This window comes from Marinobacter sp. CP1 (assembly GCF_001266795.1).
In the GTDB taxonomy this organism is placed as follows: Bacteria; Pseudomonadota; Gammaproteobacteria; order Pseudomonadales; family Oleiphilaceae; genus Marinobacter; species Marinobacter flavimaris.
Genome location: NZ_CP011929.1, coordinates 1,145,273 through 1,166,601 on the forward strand (window position 1 = coordinate 1,145,273; position 21,329 = coordinate 1,166,601).

Sequence of the window (21,329 nt, forward strand, 5' to 3'; positions counted from 1 at the left end):
GCAACCCCTCTAACCAACATTGCTGCGAAAGGCAGCCACGGAGCGTGCCTAACGTACCGTGGCCTGAGATTGAGGCCATGACTTGGCCGCTAAGGTCGCAAAGCGGACCTTCAGGTTGGGGTGTCAATGGCCATTTATTTTGACCCACCTTTGGCCAATAAAATTGACCAACCTTTCATAGTCTATCTTGTGGCTTTTTGCTTCAGTCGATAGCTTTCTCCTCCCAACATAAAGATGTGCGAATGGTGGATGACCCGGTCAATGATCGGCACCGCCACGTTGTCGTCGTGGAAGAACTCGCCCCAACTGGTGAAGTCCTTGTTGGTGGTCAAGATGATCGACCGGTATTCGTACAGGCTGTTGATCAACTGGAACAGATTGTAGCGGGCCTGCCGGGTCATGGGCAGGTAACCCAGCTCATCAATGATCAGCAGGTCGTATTTGGCCAGGGCGCTGACCCGTTTTTTCAGCTCACCCTTCATCTCGGCCAGTTCCAGCTCTTCCACCAGATCCAGGGCATTGCGGAACAATACCCGGTAACCAGCTTCCACTGCCTTGTGGCCAATACCGATGGCCAGGTGGGTCTTGCCCACACCCGGCGGGCCAATGAACACCAGGTTGTTCCGTTCGTCGAGGAACTGGAAGTCCAGCAAGGCGTTCACCTGGCGTTTATTAATGGTGGTCTGGTGCCGGTAGTCGAAGCCCTCAAGGCGCTTCTCGGCGGGGAACGCGGCCATCTTCCGATTCCGGTGGATGCGCTTGTCCTGCCGTTGAACCAGTTCGTGTTCGGCAAGCCGATCCGCGAAGCTGAGATAGGACATCTCGTTGGCTTCTGCCTCGGCCAGCAGGTTGATTAGTTCATCGGCGGCTGCGCTCAGGCGCAGGCTGCGGTAACGGGCTACAGTCTGTTCAAGCTGGCTCATGGGTCACCCCCTGGCCACTGGAGCGGCCAAGACGCTGGTAGGCGCTCAGATCCAATGCCTGCTTGGGTTCCGGTAACGATTCCGGCTGTCGCTCCCGCAGAACGGCCGCCTGGGCTGCTTCCAGGTAGTTTTGCAGTCGTGTGGCCGTCATGCCGGGGCGTTCTGCCAGCGCTGTGATCAACTCTGGATCCACCGGCGCATGGCGCTTGAGCAGGTCACGGGCAGCCACCAACTGATCCTTGTAGATCTTGGGCTCGGAGCGCTTGAGCTGCTGACACAACCGGTGCCCGGTCTCGTCGCTGATCAGGGCGTTGATGCCAGCTTCCAGCTTGTTCACGCGCTGGGCATGATCCCGGTAGTGATGGGTGTTCTTGATCACCTTGCCCTTGTCGGCGCACAGCGCATGACTGGCAATGACTTCGCCCGTGTTCAGGTCGCTGATATGGAGTTGACTGCCGGACTCCAGAACGCCCACCCGGGCCTGCTGCCAGGCCATGGGCACGGAGTACTTGTTGGCCTTCCAAGCGATCAGGCCGGTCTTGTCCACCTGCCGTGTCTCGCGGGCCACAGGCTGTACGCAAGCCGGTGACAGGTAGGCCTCCAGATGTTCTCGCTCATCCCGTTCGAAGCGTTCCCGGGGTGGTTCGCCGGTGGTGCCGTGGATGCGGACATTGGCCACGCTCTCAACCCAGTCCTGCATGTGCTGACGCACGTGTTCCTGATCCCGGAAGACTTCACCGTAGAGGCAATCCTGCTTGACGTACTTAACACCGGCTTCCACCTTGCCCTTGCTCTCCGGGTCATAGCCTTCGCAGGCATGGATCCGGAATCCAGCCGTGGTGGCATACTCATGAAACCGTTGGTTGAGCGTCAGTTCGCGGTACTGTTCGTTGATCACCACCAGCTTGGTCTGATCGTAAACGCTCTCATCCGGCAGGCCACCGAAGTACCGCAGGGCTTCGTCATGGAGCTGGATAAACGTCTGGGTATCCAGCGGGCGGAAGGCCAGGCCCACGTACATCAACCGCGAGTACGACAGCACGAACACCACAAAATGCAGCGTGCGTTCTTCGCCACCGATCAGCACGCCGCGCAACTCACCGGGGTCCACCTGACACTGAACACCGGGCACATCCTCCAGAATGGGCTCGTAATAGCGCATCTGGGCCGAGGCCACTTCCTCCTTGAGCACTCGCACATAACGGCGAATGGAGCGATCTGAGGCCGGTAAGTCGCCGACCTTTGCCTGAAGCTTACGGGCAATCTTGACGGCGCTGAGCTTGGGGAATTGCTTGAGCAAATGCACCAGATAATCCCGGTGATCATCGAGGCGCTTGGTGCGTGAGGGATCTTCAATCTGTTCTGAAATCACATTCTCATCCATCCGCAAATACTTGCGGACGGTATTGCGGGACAAACCCAGTTCCTGACTGATGGCGCGGATCGACAACCCTTTGCCGTTATCGTGCAGTGCCTTGATTTTGTGTATCACAACCCACTCCTTCACTGACATGCCCCCGGCTATCGATAAAAGCGGGGGACAGTAGCTGGTTCTGTGGCCTGACGGCCACCCGGGGGTGGGTCAAAATTAATGGCCAGTAGTGGGTCATTTTAATTGGCCACTAACATGGGGAATAACTTTGCGAGCATGCTCGGCTGCGGAATGGATGCGAAGCCGCAATGCAGTTGTGTGAGGAGAATAAAGTTGGTAACAGATCAGACCTATAGACAGCATGAAATAGCCTTGTGAACAAGAGCCTGAAAAATAGAGTTGGTAACTTTTGGCACAAACCGCTATTGGACTACCGAAGACTCTTCCAGTTCTTACTAATAAAGTTGGTAACTTATGCTCACGTTCGATCTTTCGCCTTGCTGTACACATCGCCGCGTTCCCGCCGCCCCACGGCTACGACGGTCACTAAAATATCACCGTCCTCAACCTGGTAGACTAAACGATATCCAACACTCTTTAATTTGATTTTGTAGCAACCTTGTAGCCCCGACAGGGCGTCAGCTAGAACGTGAGGTTCTTCGAGGCGTTTCGCTAACTTCTTCTTAAACTGATCTCGAATTGCCGGAGCGAGCTTCTTCCATTCCTTGAGAGCTGATGGTTTGAATGCAAGCGAATACTTAAAGCTCATTCAGATCGACTCGAATACTTGGCTCTACAAGTCTCTCTTTCACGATTGCCACCATCTCTTGGTCGTCTAGTCGGTCAAGCATGGCTTCGTAGATTTCAGCCGGAACGCAGTAGAACGCCGGTTTGTTGCGGTTTAGAACAACGATCGGAAACCCCTCTCCTGAATCCACGGCCGCCATCGGATTTTTTTTGAGTTCTGAAATGCTCGCGGTCACTTCAGAATAAATTTGATTGGTCACAACGCCCTCCAAAGACCTGTTAACAGGTCATACTTTAAGGGTGATCGGGCTCATGCGCAAGGCAAAGACCTTTTAATAGATCGCATAAAGCAATTTTTCGGTTACCAACTCTATTATCTTGTTACCAACTTTATTCTGATCCCACAGCAGTGGACGTCCCCGTGACTGGCATTGTTATGAAGACGGTTCAATTTGGACCCTTCCTAGCGCCAATACCTCAATATTATGATCTCCACCAAGAAACACCTAATGGCAAAGGGGCTTTTCCTCCAGCATCTTTGCTAGCTCTGCCTGGAACTCTTGGCGCCACGGAGACTCTTCCCAAGTGTATGAGAACAACTGTTGCCGATCACGCTTGACGTGAAACCGCGCATTCCGATCAAAGCTCTCATCGCAAATCTTGAGTGCTACGACGCTCTCAAAGCAGACGCGCCAACGTTTCTCACCCTCTACAAGAAACAGACAGTTCCCCGAGGTGCGCGCCCATCGATATCCAGACCTTGGGGAAGAGATGCAACAAAAAAGGTGTTTCCCAAGCTAAAAGCTTGCCCATCGCATTACCAAAAAAAGCGAGCAGCAAGGGTGTGACGTCGGGAGCATCCCTTGCCTTCACTTGTCATGCATTATGCCTCCATGTTGCCAGGAAGGTTAGCCTCCAACACTTCTATGATCTCGTGAAGTTTCTCCGTTTGGTAGTAAATAAAGACTTTACCAAATGAGCCTCCGTTTGCTACCACGGCTTTTACGCCGTTTGCACTATAGATATCGATTGATTTTAGGTACTTCAGGGGAAAGGATTTTTTTCGCCCCCAATAATTGCGTCCGCTTATAATTCCTTCTCTTATTGTTATATGTGCACATCTCAACCAAAAGGCAATGAAAAATGTGAAAATGGCGAAGAAAGCCCAACAGCCAAAGATTAGCCCCAATACTTCTAGAAACGATACGTTTCCAAATGTTTCGTTGAGATCAAATCCAGAAGTAAGGTACCGAAAGGCGAATGTGCCTACAGTTGAGAAAATGAGCAGCAACGCCATGCGCTTTGTCACCGATTTCCAAAATTCTTTCCATCGAACTTCGTATCTCATATCTCTTCTAAATTTGCATAACGCTGAGCGAAGCGGCCGCCCGACAGGGACGCCTTACGCGGCTTGTTATCACTGCCTCAGTCATTCTCAATAAATTGAGGCAAATCGTCGGTAATCTCGAACCACGGAGCTTTGCAGCCCACGAAAACATGGCGGTCTGCACGTACACCTGGATCGGTGTCGAGAGTACCCAATGGCAGCGCATAGACTTCCGGTTTTGAATCGAACTTTGTATGAATGCTTGAACCGCAGTTTGCGCAAAAAACCTTGAACTCTCCCGGCGAGGACTCGTAGGTTTTGAGCAGCTCTTGGCCCTTGACAGTCCGCCAGTCATCGACCCGTACCTTTGCACAGGTTCGGAAAGCCGCCGCATGAAGCTTGCGGCACATGGAGCAATGGCAGTTGTAAACATCGCTAAGGTCGCCCGCTACTTCATATTGGACGCCGCCGCAAAGGCAGCTTCCAGATTGAATCATTGACTCACCTCCCTGTGTGATAATCGGGATAGGGAGGCATCTCACGATGCCCCTCCTCCCACATCACCGGGCATACGGATCACGTACCACGGCGATTCAGTGACTTAATTCAACCCGTTACCGCACTGCCAATTCCGGCAGTCCATAGCTCCGGAACAACCGGGCCGGTAGGGCTTCCCGCAGGGCCGGCGAATGACTCAGCCGCCACGGGCCGTGGGCTGATTTCGCGGTGTTCCAGGCCAATCTGACCGGGACACCCCGCTTTCTCAGCTCACGATACCCCCTTCGGCCCCATTGCTTCCACACGTAACTTCTCATTCTCCGCCGTATCCACTTGTCCAGGTCCCGCAGCGGGCTCAGTACTTCGGCTGCGTCGAAGTACGCTTTCCAACCAAGCAGGGTCTCTTTCAGATCTGCGATCACCCGGGCCAGTGAGTGGCCCCGTGTTCGGCGGCTCAGTAGCCGGATCTGGGTTTTCAGCTTGGTGATGGCTTTGTCAGCCACTTTCAATCGCTGCCCTTTCCGGCTGAGGGTGAAGCCCAGGAAGCTGCGCTTCCAGGGCCGGTCTACCGCGCTCTTTCGTGTATTCACTGTGAGCCTCAGCGAGTCCTCGATAAAGCGCGTCAGACTCACCATCACCCGCTCGCCTGCGCGGTGACTGCCCACGTAGATCTGGCAGTCATCCGCGTAGCGGGCGAAGCGCAGGTTGCGCCGCTCCAGTTCCCAGTCCAGTTCATCCAGCACCACATTCGCCAACACCGGAGACTATGGCCCACCTCGCGATGACGCCCTTGCCCTTCTCCTAGCCTTCGGCTCTGCGAACACCTGGCAGGAGGACTTTCACCTCCCTAGTTCTGTGCCATGCCCGGCACACACGCCAATATTCAGCGGCGGCCTTTTCGCAGCGAAGCGGAGAAAAGGCCGTCCGGTGGAGGCCCGTCAGGGCCGGAACGAACTGGAATGACTGGTTAGCCCGGATTTCTCATGAAGAAGGTAGCATGAGGAAGGAAGAAGCGGCTTAAAGTGTTAGAATTCAAGTTCCTACACAAAAACCCACACTAAAAGCCGCTATCCAAAATGGTACCTCAAAAACTGACCTTCTCGCCACTCTCCCGCCGCCAGATTGAAGCCGATTTCTCCGGAGGCCATATCACCTCGGATGCCGGTGTGTTGTTACTGCGCGAAGTCGATAAACAACACCGGCTAACCCAGCGACTGGCCGAGACGCTGACCGACCAGCGGGATGCCCGCATGATTCGTCATGGGCTCAACACCATGATCCGGCAGCGCGTCTACGGCGTGGCCAGCGGCTACGAAGATCTGAATGATCATGAAGCGCTTCGCTTTGATCAGGCACTACAAACCGCCACGGGGAATGCCTCGACTCTGGCCGGCAAGTCCACGCTTTGTCGAATGGAGCAGGCGATGGATCGGCAAACCATTGTCAAAGCGCATGAGTTGCTCTGGCACCACTTTATCGAGCAGCATGAGAAGCCGCCCAAGGAAATCGTGCTGGATTTTGACGGCACCGATATTCCGGTGCACGGCGACCAGCCGGGTAAGTTCTTTAACCGGTATTACGACCATCACTGCTACTTCCCGCTTTACGTCTTCTGCGGTAGGCACTTGCTGGTGAGCTATCTGCGCACCAGCAATCGAGGTGATGCCCGGCACAGCTGGGCCATTCTGGCGCTGCTGGTGCGATTTATTCGCGAGTATTGGCCACAGACCCGGATCGTGTTCCGGGGCGACTCCCACTTCAGCAAGCCCCGACTGCTGGCCTGGTGCGATCGCAACCAGGTGGATTACATCGTAGGCATGGCCCGCAACCAGCGGCTGGAGGCGCTTGCCGCCCCAGCCATGGACAAAGTCCGGACCTACTACGAGGCTCATGGCCATAAGCTCGCCAGCACCTTCCGCTTCCGCTACAAAGCCCGAAGCTGGCATAAGCCACGCTGGGTGGTTGCGCGCCTGGAATATGGCCCTCAAGGCCCGAACCCCCGGTTCGTTATCAGCTCCCGCTACGATGACGGATTCAAGCTCTACTACGAACAGTATTGCGCACGGGGTGATATGGAGAACCGGATCAAGGATCAACAACTGGATCTGTTTGCCGGTCGCACCTCCAGCACACACTGGTGGACCAACCAGTGGCGGCTGATCTTATCCGGCTTCGCCTACACCCTGTTCGAGCGTTTGCGGGTGCATCTGAAAAACACGCCCTTCGAACGTATGAGTGCCGGCACCTTGCGCTTGAAGCTGATCAAGGTTGGCGCAGTCATCATCCGCAACACCCGCCGAATACGGGTGTTGATGAGTGATAGCTATCCACACAAGAACGATCTCTCAGCACTGGTTCAGCGCTTGGTGCCCCAGTAGATAATCGGGCTCCCCCGGCCCGATACCAATGGGGGAAAGGGGGAGTTGTGCCTGAATGCCGGAAACTGGCTAAATAATCGCCAACTTCGACCATGACCACTCGGATCTGGCACTACCAGGCTTGGTCTGCGAAGGTTGTTGGAGCACTATGAGAAATCCGGGTTAGGAGCGCTACCCACCGAAGCCACTTGCCAGAACAGCCAGTACCACAAAGATGCAAACATAAATTAAACCAGCCAAAGACAGACCAAAAGCAGTGTGAGACGATTTAAGGGCTGTATCACTTCTTGAGGTGCCTGATGTTTCGAAAACTGAAATGCTTCGTCGGGCTTGCACTAAAGCTGGAATACAACAAGCTGAGGCTAAGATGGCTGCTGGAAGCCACCCGATTTGAATGGGCACTATCATCAACACGATAGGTGACAAAGGTACCAAAAGCACAAGCCAGACCAGGCTTTTAGGACCCTTCAATTCATTAAAAATTGCCGACTCTCGACGGACCGATAACGCGACTCGAACTCCAACAACAAGGAATACGATAAAAAGGATTAAGTCCAACAACATTCCCTTGCTCCTAACGCTGAAATAAGCGGCGGCCCGACAGGGGCGTCCGGTGGAGGCCGCAGGCCCGGAACAGAATGCATGGCCTTGTTAACTAGCATGGGGCTCGTAATCCTCGAATTCCCAACCGAGAGTTTGGGATAGTTTTTTGGAAACTTCATTCCAGTCCGATCCCGAGCACTGCATCAGCAATTTATTAACCGCTTCCTCTACGCCTACCCAGGAAAACACAGGGAGAAGCAAATAGCCTCTCAGCCATGAGGGAGCAGGCAACGATTTGATGGCCGCAGGCGTGACCACCTCGAAAGAGAATATCTCCGCCCCTTCGCTTTCGGACGGCCCAATTTCCGCCTCGATCAGGACATGGCAGTTTTCAGGATCCTCCGGTGACGACCCGTAGTCCAAATCTGGGCTCATGATACTTTTGAGCCGGGCGTACATATGTGACTCCTCGCTAGTTAACGCCGCCAGCATGCGCGGCTACGAAATGGAGGCGAAGCCGCAATGTAGTAGGCGTCGCCGTGCCTGGCTTTGTTAAATTCAGTCTGACTGATTGCCATAGAGCCGAGCCCCATGAACGATGTGAACATAGAAAAGAAGGGGCACAAAAATGAGAAAAGCCAAACCAACGATTCCCTGATGCTCTAGGGCCTGTCGATAAGTTGGTTTAACAGATCCGAAGGAACCGATGTAAAAAACCAGCCTCGACACTGTAACAAAGGGCCAAGCCACAACCAGAAACATCATCCAAAGCACCGAAGCAACTACGAAAGATTGGGCAAGCGACTCCAGCGTGCTGACGAATCCCGATCCAGTGTCCTGCATAGGCTCCCTTAAATTTAATCGGGATAGGGAGGCACCTCACGATGCCCCTCCTCCCACATCACCGGGCATACGGATCACGTACCACGGCGATTCAGTGACTTGATTCAACCCGTTACCGCACTGCCAGTTCCGGCAGTCCATAGCTCCGGAACAACCGGGCCGGTAAGGCTTCCCGCAGGGCCGGCGAATGACTCAGCCGCCACGGGCCGTGGGCTGATTTCGCGGTGTTCCAGGCCAATCTGACCGGGACACCCCGCTTTCTCAGCTCACGATACCCCCTTCGGCCCCATTGCTTCCACACGTAACTTCTCATTCTCCGCCGTATCCACTTGTCCAGGTCCCGCAGCGGGCTCAGTACTTCGGCTGCGTCGAAGTACGCTTTCCAACCAAGCAGGGTCTCTTTCAGATCTGCGATCACCCGGGCCAGTGAGTGGCCCCGTGTTCGGCGGCTCAGTAGCCGGATCTGGGTTTTCAGCTTGGTGATGGCTTTGTCAGCCACTTTCAATCGCTGCCCTTTCCGGCTGAGGGTGAAGCCCAGGAAGCTGCGCTTCCAGGGCCGGTCTACCGCGCTCTTTCGTGTATTCACTGTGAGCCTCAGCGAGTCCTCGATAAAGCGCGTCAGACTCACCATCACCCGCTCGCCTGCGCGGTGACTGCCCACGTAGATCTGGCAGTCATCCGCGTAGCGGGCGAAGCGCAGGTTGCGCCGCTCCAGCTCCCAATCCAGTTCATCCAGCATCACATTCGCCAACACCGGAGATAGTGGCCCGCCTTGTGGTACGCCCTCGGGTGTTGGTGTTTTGCGGCTGTCGATCTGTACACCTGCCTTCAGGTACCGGTTGATCAACCTGAGCATCGGCCTGTCCGGCGTGTGCCGTTTCAGACGTGCCATCAGGCGATCATGGTTTACCCGGTCAAAGAAGGCTTCCAGGTCCAGATCCACCACCCAGTTGCGACCTTCCCGGGCGCAGCGCTGTCCGTATCGGACCGCTTGATGCGCAGAGCGTCCCGGACGGAAGCCGTAGCTGTGTGGGTGGAAGCGCGGTTCCCAGTCCTGCTGGATAACCTGAGCGATTGCTTGCTGGATAAAGCGATCCAGCACCGTTGGAATGCCCAGAGGGCGGGAACCGCCGTTGGCTTTGGGGATGGTAACCCGCCGGACCGGTTTTGGTCGGTAGGTCTGCTGGAGCAGTTGCTGCCGGATCTCGGGCCAGTGTTGGCGCAGATAATCCGGCAACTCATCCACGGTCATGCCGTCGATGCCCGGCGCTCCCTTGTTACGTCGAACCTGTTTCAGGGCGCGATTGAGGTTGTCCCTGCTCAACACACGCGCCATCCACGGTGAGGGTTGAACGGAGTGCGAGCCTTCCCGGTTTCCGGCAACGGGTTCATCCCCTGGAGACTCCAGGGGCAGCGCTAGCTGCTTTGCGGATGCCATCCCGTTTCCCTGCACGGACTCTCGACTCCTGTCTCTGTTCGGGCCTTCGGTTCACGGGCGAACCTACTATGCCCTCTGCTGATTTCTGCCACGCGATCAGAGACGATCGCTCGTCTCTCAGTGGGTCCGTCCACACGTGGCAGACCTCCCGGGGTAAGGCACAGAGCTTTCACGACGTGAACGCCCGATTTATAAAGTACACCCCAGTCGCAGAAGGAGGGCTTCGCGGTCACGTGCCCGCTCGCCCCGGATGTACCACACCTCGTATCGGGTTCCTGTTCGTCGTCCCGCCGCTTTGGATTGGGCTTCCTTCAGACCCCACCTCGCGATGACGCCCTTGCCCTTCTCCTAGCCTTCGGCTCTGCGAACACCTGGCAGGAGGACTTTCACCTCCCTAGTTCTGTGCCATGCCCGGCACACACGCTGAGCTTAGCGGCGCCACGACAGTGGCGTCCGGTGGACGGCCCTCGGGCCGGGAACGCACTACAGCGACTGGTTATACGTGAGTTTCCTCCGGAATCAGAGCCAATAGGTCAGTAACCCCAACGTCCGCACCTGCCTGTGATAATAGAGCGGAAACTTGCCCTCGATGATGAGCCTGATGGTTAAAAAAATGAAGGACAAGACTCGAATATCGCTTATTGGCCGGAATCCCTTTGGTGTTGTGGTAGCTGAGAACGAAATCCAGATCGCTTTGGGTTAACCCGGCTATCCAGCTAATAATCTGCCGGTCAAGCCAAGTCCGATGTTCGAATAAGCTACCAATATCGTCAAACACTATCTGGCTTAGGCTTGTCGGATTTGGAAGGTTGGCGACCTCCTGCAACGAGCCCACGCAGGATGGATGGTGGGCAAACCGCTTCAGCCAGATCGTGTCACCAACGACGATGTGATTCAGAGTTCCAAGAATAGAGCCGAAAAAAGCCCCGCGATCCTGAGTTAAGTCTGTTGCAGAGAGCGAACTTGCAGACTCGTAAATTCTGGAATTCATCCATTGGTTGTATATGGACAGCAATTCAAAGTGATCTTTCAGGCTCACCTGAGTTCCCTCTCATGTATAACGCTTTTGTTTAGCGGCGCACATGCAGCGCAGCGAAATGGGCGTCCGGTGTAGGGCCGGAGGCCCGGAACGAACTACAACTACTGGTTATGCAATTTTGCCGAGCCCGAAGTAGATGGCTGCGACAAAAAGCACCAAGTACAGCAACATAAAAGACAATCCGAATACGCCTTTTTGCCAAAACCGAAGCCCCAATTCATCAAATTCCTTGATCGCAACTGCCGCAGAAAACGCAAGGTAACCAAAGGCATAAACCACCAAGAGAAAGATCAGTCCATGGATAACGAAGGTGTTGCTGCCTGGCTTATCAAGCCCACGAGTGAGAAGCGCTGCTGCCACCAGCATTGCAGTTGGCGAAACAAGGCGTTTTATCGCCGAATCAATGGTATCAAGGACTTCCTTCACCTCACCCTCCTTGGTTAGATCTCAGTACCTGCATAACGCGAAGCTAAGCGGCGCCCTGACAAGGGCGTCCGGTGGACGGCCGTCAGGCCGGGAACGAACTTGAGCGACTTGTTAGCTGAAGTTGCCACAGAAACCTGATCTCTGCCGGCCAACATGGCCGAATGCTCCGTTGCCCTGGCACCGCCACACGCCGATGCACCGTGATTAAAACCACCGCCTTTGATGCGCGGATGAACCTGAACTTCAGAGTAGCAGGTAAGCAAGGAACCGGGTTTCGGCGGACGGCCCCGCAACGCAAACGCCCCCCTTTATACCAACACCAAACTCTGATGAGCTACCAGCAAGACGACGGACTTTGACGGCCTTGGCAGAACGCCATTGATTCAGGCTTTGTTACCCGGTTTCGGCCAAGGCCAACAGCACCCAACCACCAAAAAAGACCAGGGCACTACCAGCTAACAGCATATTAGTTTGTATTCTTATTAAACCCCAACGCCACCTCCCCGTCCAAACCTGATTCACATCCTAAATAACAACGACTTTTCAAAGCTTTATCTCTGGGTCAGAGCCCGCTATCGCGCTGCCGATACTGTGACAAGTTTGCACTCGGGTTATCCGTGCGCGTTTGTGCAAGTTAAACACGGAAGGCCGGAAATTTCCTCCTTTGAAACAGTAAGCTACAGAGCCTCTTTGTGAAAAACGTGCAGAACCGCGCAAATTAAACCGCAAGAATTTTGGCGTTTTGGGAGGTTTTTCATTATAACTGTATGGATGTACAGCTATCAGCCAAGGAGGGCAATCGTGTCCAAATCACCGTTTTTGCAATCGGTCCGCACAGAGATCAGGACGAAGCAGTACAGCTACCGAACCGAAAAATCCTATCTTTACTGGGTTCGCCAGTTCATCCTTTTCAATGACAAGAAGCACCCAAAAGTCATGGGCAATCACGAAATCGAGCGCTTCTTGAATCACCTCGCCGTCAATCGGCGAGTCAGTCCGGGCACTCAAAATCAGGCGCTATGTGCGATTATTTTTGTCTACAAACATGTGCTGAAACGTGAAATTGAAAACCTACACTACAAGATGACGAAAACGCCTCGGCGCATGCCGACCGTTCTGAGCCCCGAAGAAGTCGCTTCTATTCTCCGCAACATGGAAGCGGAGTATTGGCTCATTACCGCGCTTCTTTATGGATGCGGTTTGAGAATCAATGAAGCCCTCTCGCTTCGCGTGAAAGACATCGACCTCAAAAGCCGCAACTTGCTCGTATTCAACGGTAAGGGGCGGAAAGATCGATACACACTGATTCCAGGCAATCTTAGAGAAAAAATCGAGCGGCAATTCGCCCATGTCAGGACAGTACATGAGTCCGACCTGGCCGAAGGATTCGGGCTTACGTCAGTGCCGACGTCTCTTCACAAGAAGTATGGACCGGCCATGAAGGACTTTGGTTGGCAGTACCTGTTCCCATCCGCAACAAAATGCGTTCATCCCATCGCTGGTTATGTGTGCCGCCACCATCTTCATCATTCATCGTACTCGCGGCGATTGAGGCAGGCCGTTCTGGCCACGGGAATCACCAAGCGTGTGACCGCTCATACCTTTCGGCATGCCTTTGCGACAGAGTTATTGAGATCGGGTAGCGATATCAGGACGGTTCAGGAAATTCTCGGGCATAGCGACATTCGAACGACCGAAATCTACACGCATATCATTGGCGATCGACGTGCTGGAACGGTCAGCCCTTTTGATCGTTTGCCAAGTTCTTGATGGGCTATTTCTTACCCGTTTAAGGGGCATAAAAGCCAGGAATTGGGGGTGCGGCGAATGTTCGCTTTTGTTTAAAGCCGAACTTTTTGACTGCTCAAAAGTCTCGAATGGTCATATTCTATGAGACAGCGCCCTCCTCCCACTTTCTAATCAAATTTCGAACTTTCAGGACCCCCACCTCAGTGCCCATCAGCGCGACCGGGGCTTGATCGCCCAAAGCCCGAATCGGAGATGACAGCCACAGTTCAGCAGTCGCTTTATCGCCCTCGTGCAGCTCAAGAACCCCACGATAGACCTGCTTCCTCAGTTCCTGCATATTCCGGCCCATCGTGACCGGCCATTCCGTTTGAACGTGACCGCCTGTTCCGGGCGATCGTGACCGCTCATTCCGTTTTATCGTGACCGATTTCGGGTACTTTTCCGGAATCGCCGGTCACGATGCCGGAATCATCGGTCACGTTCCTCCGGAATCACTGCCAACGCGCTGGAATTCTTCAACTTTATCCGGCATACCCGTTTCTTTTTCATCACGAGGAAGGGCGGATGCCGGCAGCGAGGATTTCCATGCGACAAATCATTGAGGTCTTGCGCCTCAAGTACGAAGCGGGCCTGAGCCACGAACGCATTGCCCGTGCCTGCGGCCTCTCCAAGGGCGTGGTGGGCAAGTACGTCAGCCTGGCCACCGCACAGGGCATCACCTGGCCGTTGCCGGAAGGCACGGACGAAGCGCGGCTGGAGGCCCAGCTGTTCCCGGCCAAGACGCCGCCTGCACGCTTTGCGGAGCCCGACTACTTTCAGGTCCATCAGGAGCTGAAGACCAAGGGCGTAACCCTACAACTGCTGTGGGCTGAGTACGTGGAGCGCCACGGCGACAATGCTCGCCGGTACAGTCAGTTCTGTCATCACTACCGGCTCTGGCGTGGTCGGCAGCGGCGCAGCATGCGTCAAGTCCATCGGGCGGGTGAGAAGATCTTTATCGACTACTGCGGCCCCACGGTTCCCGTGGTGGATCGCAGCACCGGCGAAATGCGCAAGGCTCAGGTCTTTGTGGCCGTGCTGGGCGCGTCCAGCTACACCTTCGCCGAGGCCACCTGGAGCCAAAGCCTGCCGGACTGGATCGCCTCCCACCAGCGGATGCTGGCGTTCTATGGTGGCGTGCCGGAACTTCTGGTTCCGGACAACCTCAAGGCAGCGGTCACCAAGGCAGACCGATACACGCCCCAGATCAACGAGACCTACGCGGAACTGGCGGCCCATTACCAAACGGCGGTATTACCGGCACGCCCCTACAAGCCCAAGGACAAAGCGAAGGCCGAAGCCGCTGTGCTGCTGGTTGAACGCTGGATCCTGGCCCGGTTGCGACACCGGACGTTCTTCTCACTGGCCGAACTGAACTCGGCCATCGCAGAGTTGCTACCGGCACTCAACCAGCGCCCGTTCCAGGGGCGCTCAGAGAGCCGCCAGAGCCTGTTCGAAGCACTGGATCGACCTGCGCTGAAGCCACTGCCGACAACGCCCTACGTCTACGCCGAGTGGCGCAAGGCGCGACCGGGCATCGACTACCACATCGAGATCGACAAGCGGCTGTACAGCGTGCCTCACGCCCTGGTGGGCGTGAAACTGGATGTTCGGGTTACCGATACATCTGTTGAGGTCATGCACAAAGGCCAGCGCGTGGCTCTGCATCCACGGCATGGCAAGGGCCGCTTCGTCACCCTGACCGAGCACATGCCCAAGTCCCATCAGGCCCATCAGAACTGGTCACCGGGCAGGTTCCTGAACTGGGCCAGTGACATCGGCCCCGCCACGCTGGACGTGGTGCAGCGACAGCTCAAGGATCGCCCTCATCCGGAGCATGGTTACCGGTCATGCCTGGGTCTACTGAATCTCAGTCGCCGCTACAGCCGTGACCGCTTGGAGCAGGCCTGTAGTCGAGCGCTGGCCATCAACTCGGCCAGCTACCAGAGCATCAGCTCGATCCTGAAGCAGGGTCTGGATCAGTTGCCTCTGCCACTGAACGAGGAAGAGCCGGAACTGGCCGATTTGCCTGTTCACACCAACGTTCGCGGTCCCCGCTACTACCACTGATCCCGGAGAAATCGATGTTGACTCATAACACCCTCGATACCTTGCGCCAGCTCAAGCTGACTGGCATGTGCGATGCCCTGGAACAACAGCGGGCACAGCCCGACACCCACGACCTGGCGTTCGAGGAGCGCCTGGCGCTACTGATCGACCGGGAGGTACTACACCGGGAAAACCGCCGGCTGGAGAGGTTGCTCAAAGCAGCCCGGCTGCGGGTGCCAGCCTGCGTGGAAGACATTGATTACCGCCACCCACGAGGACTGGAACGCTCCCGTATGGCCGGGTTGGCCAGTTGTGACTGGATCCGTCAGTCCCTGAACCTGTGCATTACCGGGCCGACCGGTTGCGGTAAGACCTGGCTGGCGTGCGCCCTGGGCAACCAGGCCTGCCGGCAAGGCCTCTCGGTTCGCTACCTGCGGGTACCGCGCCTGTTCGAACAACTGCGCATCGCTCATGGCGATGGCAGCTATGCCCGACTGATGAACCAGTTGCTAAAAACCGACCTGCTAATCCTGGACGACTGGGGCATGCAGAAGGTAACCGCGCAACAGCGCCAGGACCTGATGGAGGTGATCGAGGACCGCCACGGCCGTGGCTCAACGCTCATTGCCAGCCAGTTACCAACGGAGCATTGGCACGATTGCATCGGCTCCGCCACGCTCGCCGACGCCATCCTGGACCGGCTCCTGCACGGTGCTCACCGGCTCAATCTGAAGGGGGAATCACTGCGAAAAGCGAAAATACAAAAGACGGAATCGGTTGACCCATCGTGACCGCTCAGAGTACAAAATCGACTCCAGCGTGATGGCCGTGTGCAAATCGGTCACGATCCCCGGAATGACCGGTCACGTTCGCCGGAATACGCAGTTCCGCTATGACTCGCTCTTCACTCATATCAATACCCCAGCCACTGCTCTTCTATCCTGACCGACATCCAAAATCCCTGCTAAGTGCGCTCTTCTGTGCAATCGCTTGGTCAAACTGCGAGTTCGTGTATTGTGGAATTAGACGGGTCAAAAATCTAATTCAATAGGGTGACACCGCGTCACTGAACCTGTCTTGTTTCGGCAGCACTGCCACAGTTACAGAGACACTCAACAAGCCTGGCGACGACACGGACTGGACTTATCCCGTTACAGTAGCCACTCCTAGCCTTTGATCCATGGAGCTTCCTCGTAAAGTTTTAGTTTATATTGACCTGCACCCAACTTTCTAATCCATCGTGATCTTAGTAATGTTCATCATTGACCCTGACCCCGTATTAGGTCCACCCAGAGTTGGAAAAATCCGGCTCCAATTGCTTCTGTTTTCTTCGTGAAACCGCATGTTTCCTGGCGTAGTCCGAGGGCGTGGACCACTCCAATGCGGAATGGGGCCTGACTTGGTTATAGAACGTCCTCCACGCTTCGATTTTCTCCCTGGCGTCGGCCAGTGACAAGAACCAATTTTCATTCAGACATTCCTGCCGGAGTCGTCCATTGAACGATTCTACCGTTGCGTTGTCGGTAGGCTTGCCTGGTCGCGAGAAGTCGATTTCGATGTTTCTCTCATAGGCCCAGCGGTCCATGACCTTGTCGGCAAACTCAGAACCGTTGTCGGTCTTGAGAACCTCCGGGTTACCTCGAAACCGTGCAATCGCCGTCAGGGCTTCTTGAACATCGTGGCCCTTCAGGCTCTGTCCAACCACAATGCCAAGGCACTCCCGGGTGAATAGGTCGATGATCGTCAGCAGGCGTAGCCTGCGGCCATCAAACAGCGCATCCGAGACAAAATCCATACCCCAGATGTGATTGGGATGATTGGCTTGTTGAAGTGGCTGACGGTTCTTGGCTGCCTTGTTGCGCCTGGGACGCTTGAGGCGAAGCGACAATCCCTGGTCCCGATAAAGCCGGCAAACCCGCTTGTGGTTATCACGCCAGCCCTCTCGTTGGAGTTGGACATGCACACGCCGGTAACCGTAGTGAAGCCGCGTGAGAGTAATCTCGCGGATCCTCATCGACAATGCCGATGAATCCCTCGCCACCGATTGGTATCGACAAGACGCCCGAGAAAACTGCAAGACCGCACACGCCTGGCGCTCGCTGACTCCGTACCGTGCTTGTAAGTCAGCCACCAGTTGGCGTTTACGAGGCGGTCTCAGAGCCTTTTTGCCACCACGTCCTGAAGCATGGCCTTGTCCAGGCTCAGGTCCGCTACCAGCTTCTTGAGGCGATGATTCTCCTCCTCCAGCTGCTTGAGTCGCTTCAGCTCGGATGGCCCCAGGCCGCCGTACTTCTCGCGCCAGTTGTAGAAGGTGGCGTCCGAGACGCCCATCTTGCGACAGACTTCCAGGATCGGGGTACCCAGCTCGGCCTGCTTCAGGGCAAAGGCTATCTGCTCTTCGGTGTAACGGGATCGCTTCATGGCATGATCTCCTGCTCAGGGTTCTATCATGCCGGATTTTCCAGTTTTAAATGGACCTAAATTCTGGGGTAGGGTCAATTGATGCAATACGAGAACGAATCATCTCCAGAGGGCGCTACGTATTTTTGCCTGAGGACTTTTCTGACTTGGGCAACGCGAGCGAAGTAGAGCAAGTCCTTGCTAACCTCACCAACGTTCCAGCACCCATTGGTGAAGGGCTTCTTGCCAGAATCAGAACCAACACAATCACACATCAGCCAATGCTCGACACCCCTGGTGGATTCGAGCAAGTAGCCAAAGAAGCCCTCGACCGACTGGGAATAGATTGGCAGCCGAGCACCGCTGAAGCGCAATATCAAAGGGGGGGACTCGCAGATTCAGGTAAACGCAGTTGTTAAAATTCAGGGCAATAGGCGTCCAAGAATCGCCTACAAACATCATTGGTTAGTTATCGAGTAGACACGTGTCTGCCTATTGGCAGCGCCTGTACCGATAGTCGGTCAGAATGTACATAATACTCAAGCGGGCTCTTCGATTGACGCGAAAAAGCCATTAGTAGAATTTTTTACTAATCGCTACTAATCAAAGCATCCGGGAAATCTCTAGCGTAATGTCCCCGCACACCAAGAGACTCATTAACCGACTTAAACGGCAGAGCACTGAAGAACAAAGCTGGTGACTGATGGGCCTGAAATCCATCAGTCACCAGCTTCCCGGCTATAAACCAAGGCTTGAACCAAGCAAGTCTTCAGCGCCCTGCGGCATTCGCTTCAAAAGCGATGATATCCTTTTCGTGCCAGCGTGTCGTAGATGGACCAAGTCGGTAGGGTTTCGGGAAAAGGCCCAGCTGAACCCAACGCCAAATGGTCGACCGAGCTACCCCGAACCTTCTCGCCACATCTTCATCTCTCATGTACATATCTGTGAACTCCTCACTGTTGATGGATACAGATACATTAGCGAGATTGAAGCTCCTGTAGACTCGTTAAATTAACCGATTCTCGTAATTAGGCGGAGATAAGCCAGGTTTTCCACTAATCTTTACCCGTTGTGCTAAAAAAGCGCTTCAACACCTTGGTCGCCTGGAAATATGACGCAATTTGCCGGCAACCGATTTCTCTGCCTGTTCTGTCATGCCGATAGGTGGTCGCCAATGATCCACCACCGTGTTCACGCATGAACTCAACGAGATCGTCCTCATCATTTTCGACAGCAAGCATCATTGGCGTATAGCCTTTAACAGGATAGGTGTGCACAGCATTCGGATCTGCCCCTTTCTGAACCAACAATCGAGCCATTGCCCGAAGTTCATCCAGATCGAGGCGATTTTTCACCTCTCCTACGAGCAAATCCTGAACCGTAGCGAGAAGAGACTGATATCGAGGATCGTTGTATTGCTGGCGGAGCTTTTTCTGCACCTGTTCAAGCGTCAGTCCCTCCCGTCCCCCGGAATAACGGCGAATAGTATCCAACAGCATTTGGTCATTAGGCGCATTCTGAAGTTGCTTCAGCGGAGACGCTTTGCCTGTCAGCAAGCCGATTTTTTCCAGACAATGGTATAGGGGGGTACTCATTTCGACCCCGGCTCGAAAGTCGGGCTCACATCCCATGTCCAGCAAGGTTTCTAGTACCTCAATCTGATTCGTATTAAGCACCGCATGCAGGGGTGCGAGTCTCTTCTTCTGAGTGCGGCAGTTCAGTGTTTGATGGTTATGCTTGGCCTGAGTGATGGCTTTAAAAAAACCGAGATCAAAGTCTTGATTGCTGAGCTCGGTAACATCAAGGGCCAGAATGGAGAGCAGTAGAGCCGACTCGCCGGATTGAGAGAGCTTATTAGGATCCGCTCCGGCTTTAAGCAAAGCGGAAACCCCATCCCGATCTCCCAACCAAGTGTAATAGACCAATTGCGGCCACTTTTTACTCGGGCCGTCTCCAGTGGCGATTCTCCTGTCAGGATGCCTAAGATCTGGTTTCTTTTGCCCCAACTCATCTGTAACCAGGATCGGCCCGACCAGTGCCTGATCGCGTCGTGGATACTTTACTCCCGGAAACGCTCCAGATTCTGGAAACCTTTTCCTGAAATGTCCCCGATATAAATCAATGAACCACGGCTCCACGTGGTCATCGTATTTGGACCTGAAGTCCTGCTGCTCAGGTTTCAGTGGCAACTCCATACCAAGCAATACCTGGGCGTTACGAAGCTTCTTCAGAAAATTTTTGTCTGGGCGGTCCAGCATCGCCGTTACTACCAGAGCTTCCAGAATAATGGTTTCCTGGTTCCGCCCTGCCCGGAAATAGGCATGTTCAAAGGCCTTTTTGTAATCGTTGGCCGCCAGCTCTAAGGAGCCCGACAGCATGTGTAACCGGGCTTCAAACCAATGCTCCCAGAAAACAGTCGTGCTGATAGGATCAAGAACCTGCCTTTTTTGGCTGAAATCGGTCAGCCTACTTCGAAGCAGTTCGCAATCAGCTGGTTGCTTAGGCCTAAAGGGATTCAGGCCCTCTGCCAGAAAGTCAATATCTGCATGCAGGCGCTGAGTATCCATCGTTTCAGCAGAATGCGCTTCCGCCAGCACATAGCCGATGGGCTTATGGTGTTTGCCGGTGCGGAGGCTGCCTAAACCATGGGTCAGTGAAATTTGCCCAAATGTCTGACGTCGAAACCAATCTACAGCGCGAGCAATTACAAATAGAGTATAGAGCCGCATCGAATCAGCTTGCCCCAACATACTCCTTGCTTCTGGCGAACGGAAAAGAGTCTTCAGTGACGATAGCGACGGCAACTCAATTCCTGACTGCCACCTTCGGAATTTATCGGCTTGTTGCTTGCTCCAAGTCGACACGTAGCCAGGCCATGGTCGAATCTTCACTGAAGCCCACGAAGCAGTAATCGCAATCGCTTGCTTTTGATCATTCAACAGCGTTTCAGCAGCCGGCCCTTGGCGCCGTCTGCATAACTCCTTGAGCACGAAGGCTCCATAAAAGCTGAATAGGTGGGCCGCCAATAACTGTTCCGCTTTCTCACGCGACAACCCCTCAAGGCTTAGTTTGGCTACGAACGAACTGTACTGTTCAAAGAAATGTTCAAGCCACCGGACTATGTCGTTCGCAAATTGCGCATCAACATGGTGCTCCAAAGGCTCGCGCAGCCCCCGTTTCACCGCCAGCCCGACAAACCGGAAATCGAAATCCGGATTGGCTACCTGATCATCCAGGAATTGGCTCTCGAACTTGAGGTCCAGAGCTCGGGAAAGTGCCCGCACGATTTCCAAATGATTTGGGTAAGGAGACTTGTTTTCAGGCATTGTTCCAGCACCTCTGCTGCTCTAGATGCCGGATGTCCCGGGTGAGGTTGAGAAGGGCCTTCCGGTCGCTGGGACTTTTCGGAATGATTACCTTGCCGATGCCGGGTAGCTCCGCTTTCCCATGTTTCTTCCCTGACTGATACACCCACCCCTCCCGGCGAAGTCTATGGACAAGTTTGTTTACGTCTTTGTTGCTGCTGATCCGTTTCATTAAACTCTCCCCTAATGAGGA

General features: G+C 54.7%; 20 protein-coding genes. 4 read left to right on the top strand and 16 right to left on the bottom strand.

The features are described 5' to 3' along the window. Positions 1-182 precede the first annotated feature (182 nt). The 7 genes from istB (ACP86_RS05460) to ACP86_RS05490 all read right to left on the bottom strand — a co-directional run bounded on the left by istB (ACP86_RS05460) (position 183) and on the right by ACP86_RS05490 (position 5,625). The gene (istB, locus tag ACP86_RS05460; protein WP_053112996.1) at positions 183-923 is read right to left on the bottom strand and encodes an IS21-like element helper ATPase IstB; all 741 of its coding nucleotides are present in this window, start codon (positions 921-923) and stop codon (positions 183-185) included. Then, positions 910-2,415 carry an IS21 family transposase gene (gene istA / locus ACP86_RS05465; protein WP_082220543.1) on the bottom strand — a complete coding sequence of 502 codons (1,506 nt, stop codon included), beginning with the start codon at positions 2,413-2,415 and terminating at the stop codon, positions 910-912. Before istA (ACP86_RS05465) ends, istB (ACP86_RS05460) begins: the two co-directional genes overlap by 14 nt. Before the next feature lie 358 nt (positions 2,416-2,773). Continuing rightward, the gene (locus ACP86_RS05470) at positions 2,774-3,064 is read right to left on the bottom strand and encodes a type II toxin-antitoxin system RelE family toxin (RefSeq protein WP_053112998.1); all 291 of its coding nucleotides are present in this window, start codon (positions 3,062-3,064) and stop codon (positions 2,774-2,776) included. Then, complete coding sequence (locus ACP86_RS05475) at positions 3,054-3,302, bottom strand: type II toxin-antitoxin system Phd/YefM family antitoxin (RefSeq protein WP_053112999.1); 249 nt, start codon at positions 3,300-3,302, stop codon at positions 3,054-3,056. Before ACP86_RS05475 ends, ACP86_RS05470 begins: the two co-directional genes overlap by 11 nt. A 623-nt stretch (positions 3,303-3,925) precedes the next feature. Then, complete coding sequence (locus tag ACP86_RS05480) at positions 3,926-4,339, bottom strand: hypothetical protein (protein WP_053113000.1); 414 nt, start codon at positions 4,337-4,339, stop codon at positions 3,926-3,928. A gap of 128 nt (positions 4,340-4,467) precedes the next feature. After that, entirely contained in the window at positions 4,468-4,866 is a 399-nt protein-coding gene (locus tag ACP86_RS05485; RefSeq protein ID WP_053113001.1) for a GFA family protein, read from the bottom strand. 117 nt (positions 4,867-4,983) lie between these two features. Beyond that, positions 4,984-5,625, bottom strand: a complete 642-nt coding sequence (locus tag ACP86_RS05490; protein ID WP_227507827.1) for a group II intron maturase-specific domain-containing protein — start codon at positions 5,623-5,625, stop codon at positions 4,984-4,986. Between the two features lie 318 nt (positions 5,626-5,943). On the opposite strand from ACP86_RS05490, the gene ACP86_RS05495 reads away from it, so the two are divergent. Then, positions 5,944-7,245: an IS1380 family transposase gene (locus ACP86_RS05495; protein WP_041336316.1), complete on the top strand. Its 1,302-nt coding sequence runs from the start codon at positions 5,944-5,946 to the stop codon at positions 7,243-7,245. 651 nt (positions 7,246-7,896) lie between these two features. Here ACP86_RS05495 and ACP86_RS05500 read toward each other — a convergent pair. The 4 genes from ACP86_RS05500 to ACP86_RS05520 all read right to left on the bottom strand — a co-directional run bounded on the left by ACP86_RS05500 (position 7,897) and on the right by ACP86_RS05520 (position 11,534). Next, positions 7,897-8,247: an Imm8 family immunity protein gene (locus tag ACP86_RS05500; protein WP_053113002.1), complete on the bottom strand. Its 351-nt coding sequence runs from the start codon at positions 8,245-8,247 to the stop codon at positions 7,897-7,899. Positions 8,248-8,743: 496 nt separating this feature from the next. Beyond that, positions 8,744-10,069: a group II intron reverse transcriptase/maturase gene (ltrA, locus tag ACP86_RS05510; RefSeq protein WP_053113004.1), complete on the bottom strand. Its 1,326-nt coding sequence runs from the start codon at positions 10,067-10,069 to the stop codon at positions 8,744-8,746. A gap of 496 nt (positions 10,070-10,565) precedes the next feature. After that, positions 10,566-11,108, bottom strand: coding sequence for a DinB family protein (locus ACP86_RS05515; protein WP_053113005.1), 543 nt, complete (start codon positions 11,106-11,108; stop codon positions 10,566-10,568). Positions 11,109-11,216: 108 nt separating this feature from the next. Next, complete coding sequence (locus ACP86_RS05520; RefSeq protein ID WP_053113006.1) at positions 11,217-11,534, bottom strand: hypothetical protein; 318 nt, start codon at positions 11,532-11,534, stop codon at positions 11,217-11,219. Positions 11,535-12,335: 801 nt separating this feature from the next. Here ACP86_RS05520 and ACP86_RS05525 point away from each other — a divergent pair. After that, entirely contained in the window at positions 12,336-13,304 is a 969-nt protein-coding gene (locus ACP86_RS05525; protein ID WP_053113007.1) for an integron integrase, read from the top strand. 118 nt (positions 13,305-13,422) lie between these two features. Here ACP86_RS05525 and ACP86_RS23675 read toward each other — a convergent pair whose 3' ends face one another. Then, on the bottom strand, positions 13,423-13,632 hold the full coding sequence (locus tag ACP86_RS23675) for an MbcA/ParS/Xre antitoxin family protein (protein ID WP_053113008.1): 210 nt from the start codon (positions 13,630-13,632) through the stop codon (positions 13,423-13,425). Between the two features lie 215 nt (positions 13,633-13,847). Here ACP86_RS23675 and istA (ACP86_RS05535) point away from each other — a divergent pair, with 215 nt between their 5' ends. Continuing rightward, positions 13,848-15,392, top strand: a complete 1,545-nt coding sequence (gene istA, locus ACP86_RS05535; protein ID WP_176443039.1) for an IS21 family transposase — start codon at positions 13,848-13,850, stop codon at positions 15,390-15,392. 14 nt (positions 15,393-15,406) lie between these two features. Beyond that, a complete protein-coding gene (istB, locus tag ACP86_RS05540) occupies positions 15,407-16,162 on the top strand; it encodes an IS21-like element helper ATPase IstB (protein WP_053113009.1) in 756 nt (251 codons plus the stop codon). 488 nt (positions 16,163-16,650) lie between these two features. Here the strand turns inward: istB (ACP86_RS05540) and ACP86_RS05545 are convergent. From ACP86_RS05545 to ACP86_RS05565, 4 genes are all read right to left on the bottom strand, one after another. After that, positions 16,651-17,792, bottom strand: a protein-coding gene (locus ACP86_RS05545) for an IS3 family transposase (RefSeq protein WP_094182501.1) whose coding sequence is annotated in 2 segments (ribosomal slippage) — positions 16,651-17,540 and positions 17,540-17,792 — 1,143 coding nt in all. Because the reading frame shifts where the segments join, the coding sequence is not laid out codon by codon here. Between the two features lie 748 nt (positions 17,793-18,540). Beyond that, a complete protein-coding gene (locus ACP86_RS22025; RefSeq protein ID WP_075267589.1) occupies positions 18,541-18,711 on the bottom strand; it encodes a helix-turn-helix transcriptional regulator in 171 nt (56 codons plus the stop codon). A 115-nt stretch (positions 18,712-18,826) separates the two neighbouring features. Continuing rightward, complete coding sequence (locus ACP86_RS05560; protein ID WP_053113012.1) at positions 18,827-21,097, bottom strand: ankyrin repeat domain-containing protein; 2,271 nt, start codon at positions 21,095-21,097, stop codon at positions 18,827-18,829. Further along, positions 21,090-21,308 carry a hypothetical protein gene (locus ACP86_RS05565; RefSeq protein WP_053113013.1) on the bottom strand — a complete coding sequence of 73 codons (219 nt, stop codon included), beginning with the start codon at positions 21,306-21,308 and terminating at the stop codon, positions 21,090-21,092. The genes ACP86_RS05560 and ACP86_RS05565 overlap by 8 nt, the downstream gene beginning before the upstream one ends. Between the last annotated feature and the right edge of the window lie 21 nt (positions 21,309-21,329).

Coding starts and splice junctions, on each gene's coding strand:
- ACP86_RS22025 (WP_075267589.1), bottom strand. CDS start 18,711: ATGTACATGAGAGATGAAGATGTGGCGAGAAGGTTCGGGGTAGCTCGG.
- istB (WP_053113009.1), top strand. CDS start 15,407: ATGTTGACTCATAACACCCTCGATACCTTGCGCCAGCTCAAGCTGACT.
- ACP86_RS05565 (WP_053113013.1), bottom strand. CDS start 21,308: ATGAAACGGATCAGCAGCAACAAAGACGTAAACAAACTTGTCCATAGA.
- ACP86_RS05480 (WP_053113000.1), bottom strand. CDS start 4,339: ATGGCGTTGCTGCTCATTTTCTCAACTGTAGGCACATTCGCCTTTCGG.
- ACP86_RS05485 (WP_053113001.1), bottom strand. CDS start 4,866: ATGATTCAATCTGGAAGCTGCCTTTGCGGCGGCGTCCAATATGAAGTA.
- ACP86_RS05560 (WP_053113012.1), bottom strand. CDS start 21,097: ATGCCTGAAAACAAGTCTCCTTACCCAAATCATTTGGAAATCGTGCGG.
- ltrA (WP_053113004.1), bottom strand. CDS start 10,069: ATGGCATCCGCAAAGCAGCTAGCGCTGCCCCTGGAGTCTCCAGGGGAT.
- ACP86_RS05470 (WP_053112998.1), bottom strand. CDS start 3,064: ATGAGCTTTAAGTATTCGCTTGCATTCAAACCATCAGCTCTCAAGGAA.
- istB (WP_053112996.1), bottom strand. CDS start 923: ATGAGCCAGCTTGAACAGACTGTAGCCCGTTACCGCAGCCTGCGCCTG.
- ACP86_RS05500 (WP_053113002.1), bottom strand. CDS start 8,247: ATGTACGCCCGGCTCAAAAGTATCATGAGCCCAGATTTGGACTACGGG.
- ACP86_RS05495 (WP_041336316.1), top strand. CDS start 5,944: ATGGTACCTCAAAAACTGACCTTCTCGCCACTCTCCCGCCGCCAGATT.
- ACP86_RS23675 (WP_053113008.1), bottom strand. CDS start 13,632: ATGGGCCGGAATATGCAGGAACTGAGGAAGCAGGTCTATCGTGGGGTT.
- istA (WP_176443039.1), top strand. CDS start 13,848: ATGCCGGCAGCGAGGATTTCCATGCGACAAATCATTGAGGTCTTGCGC.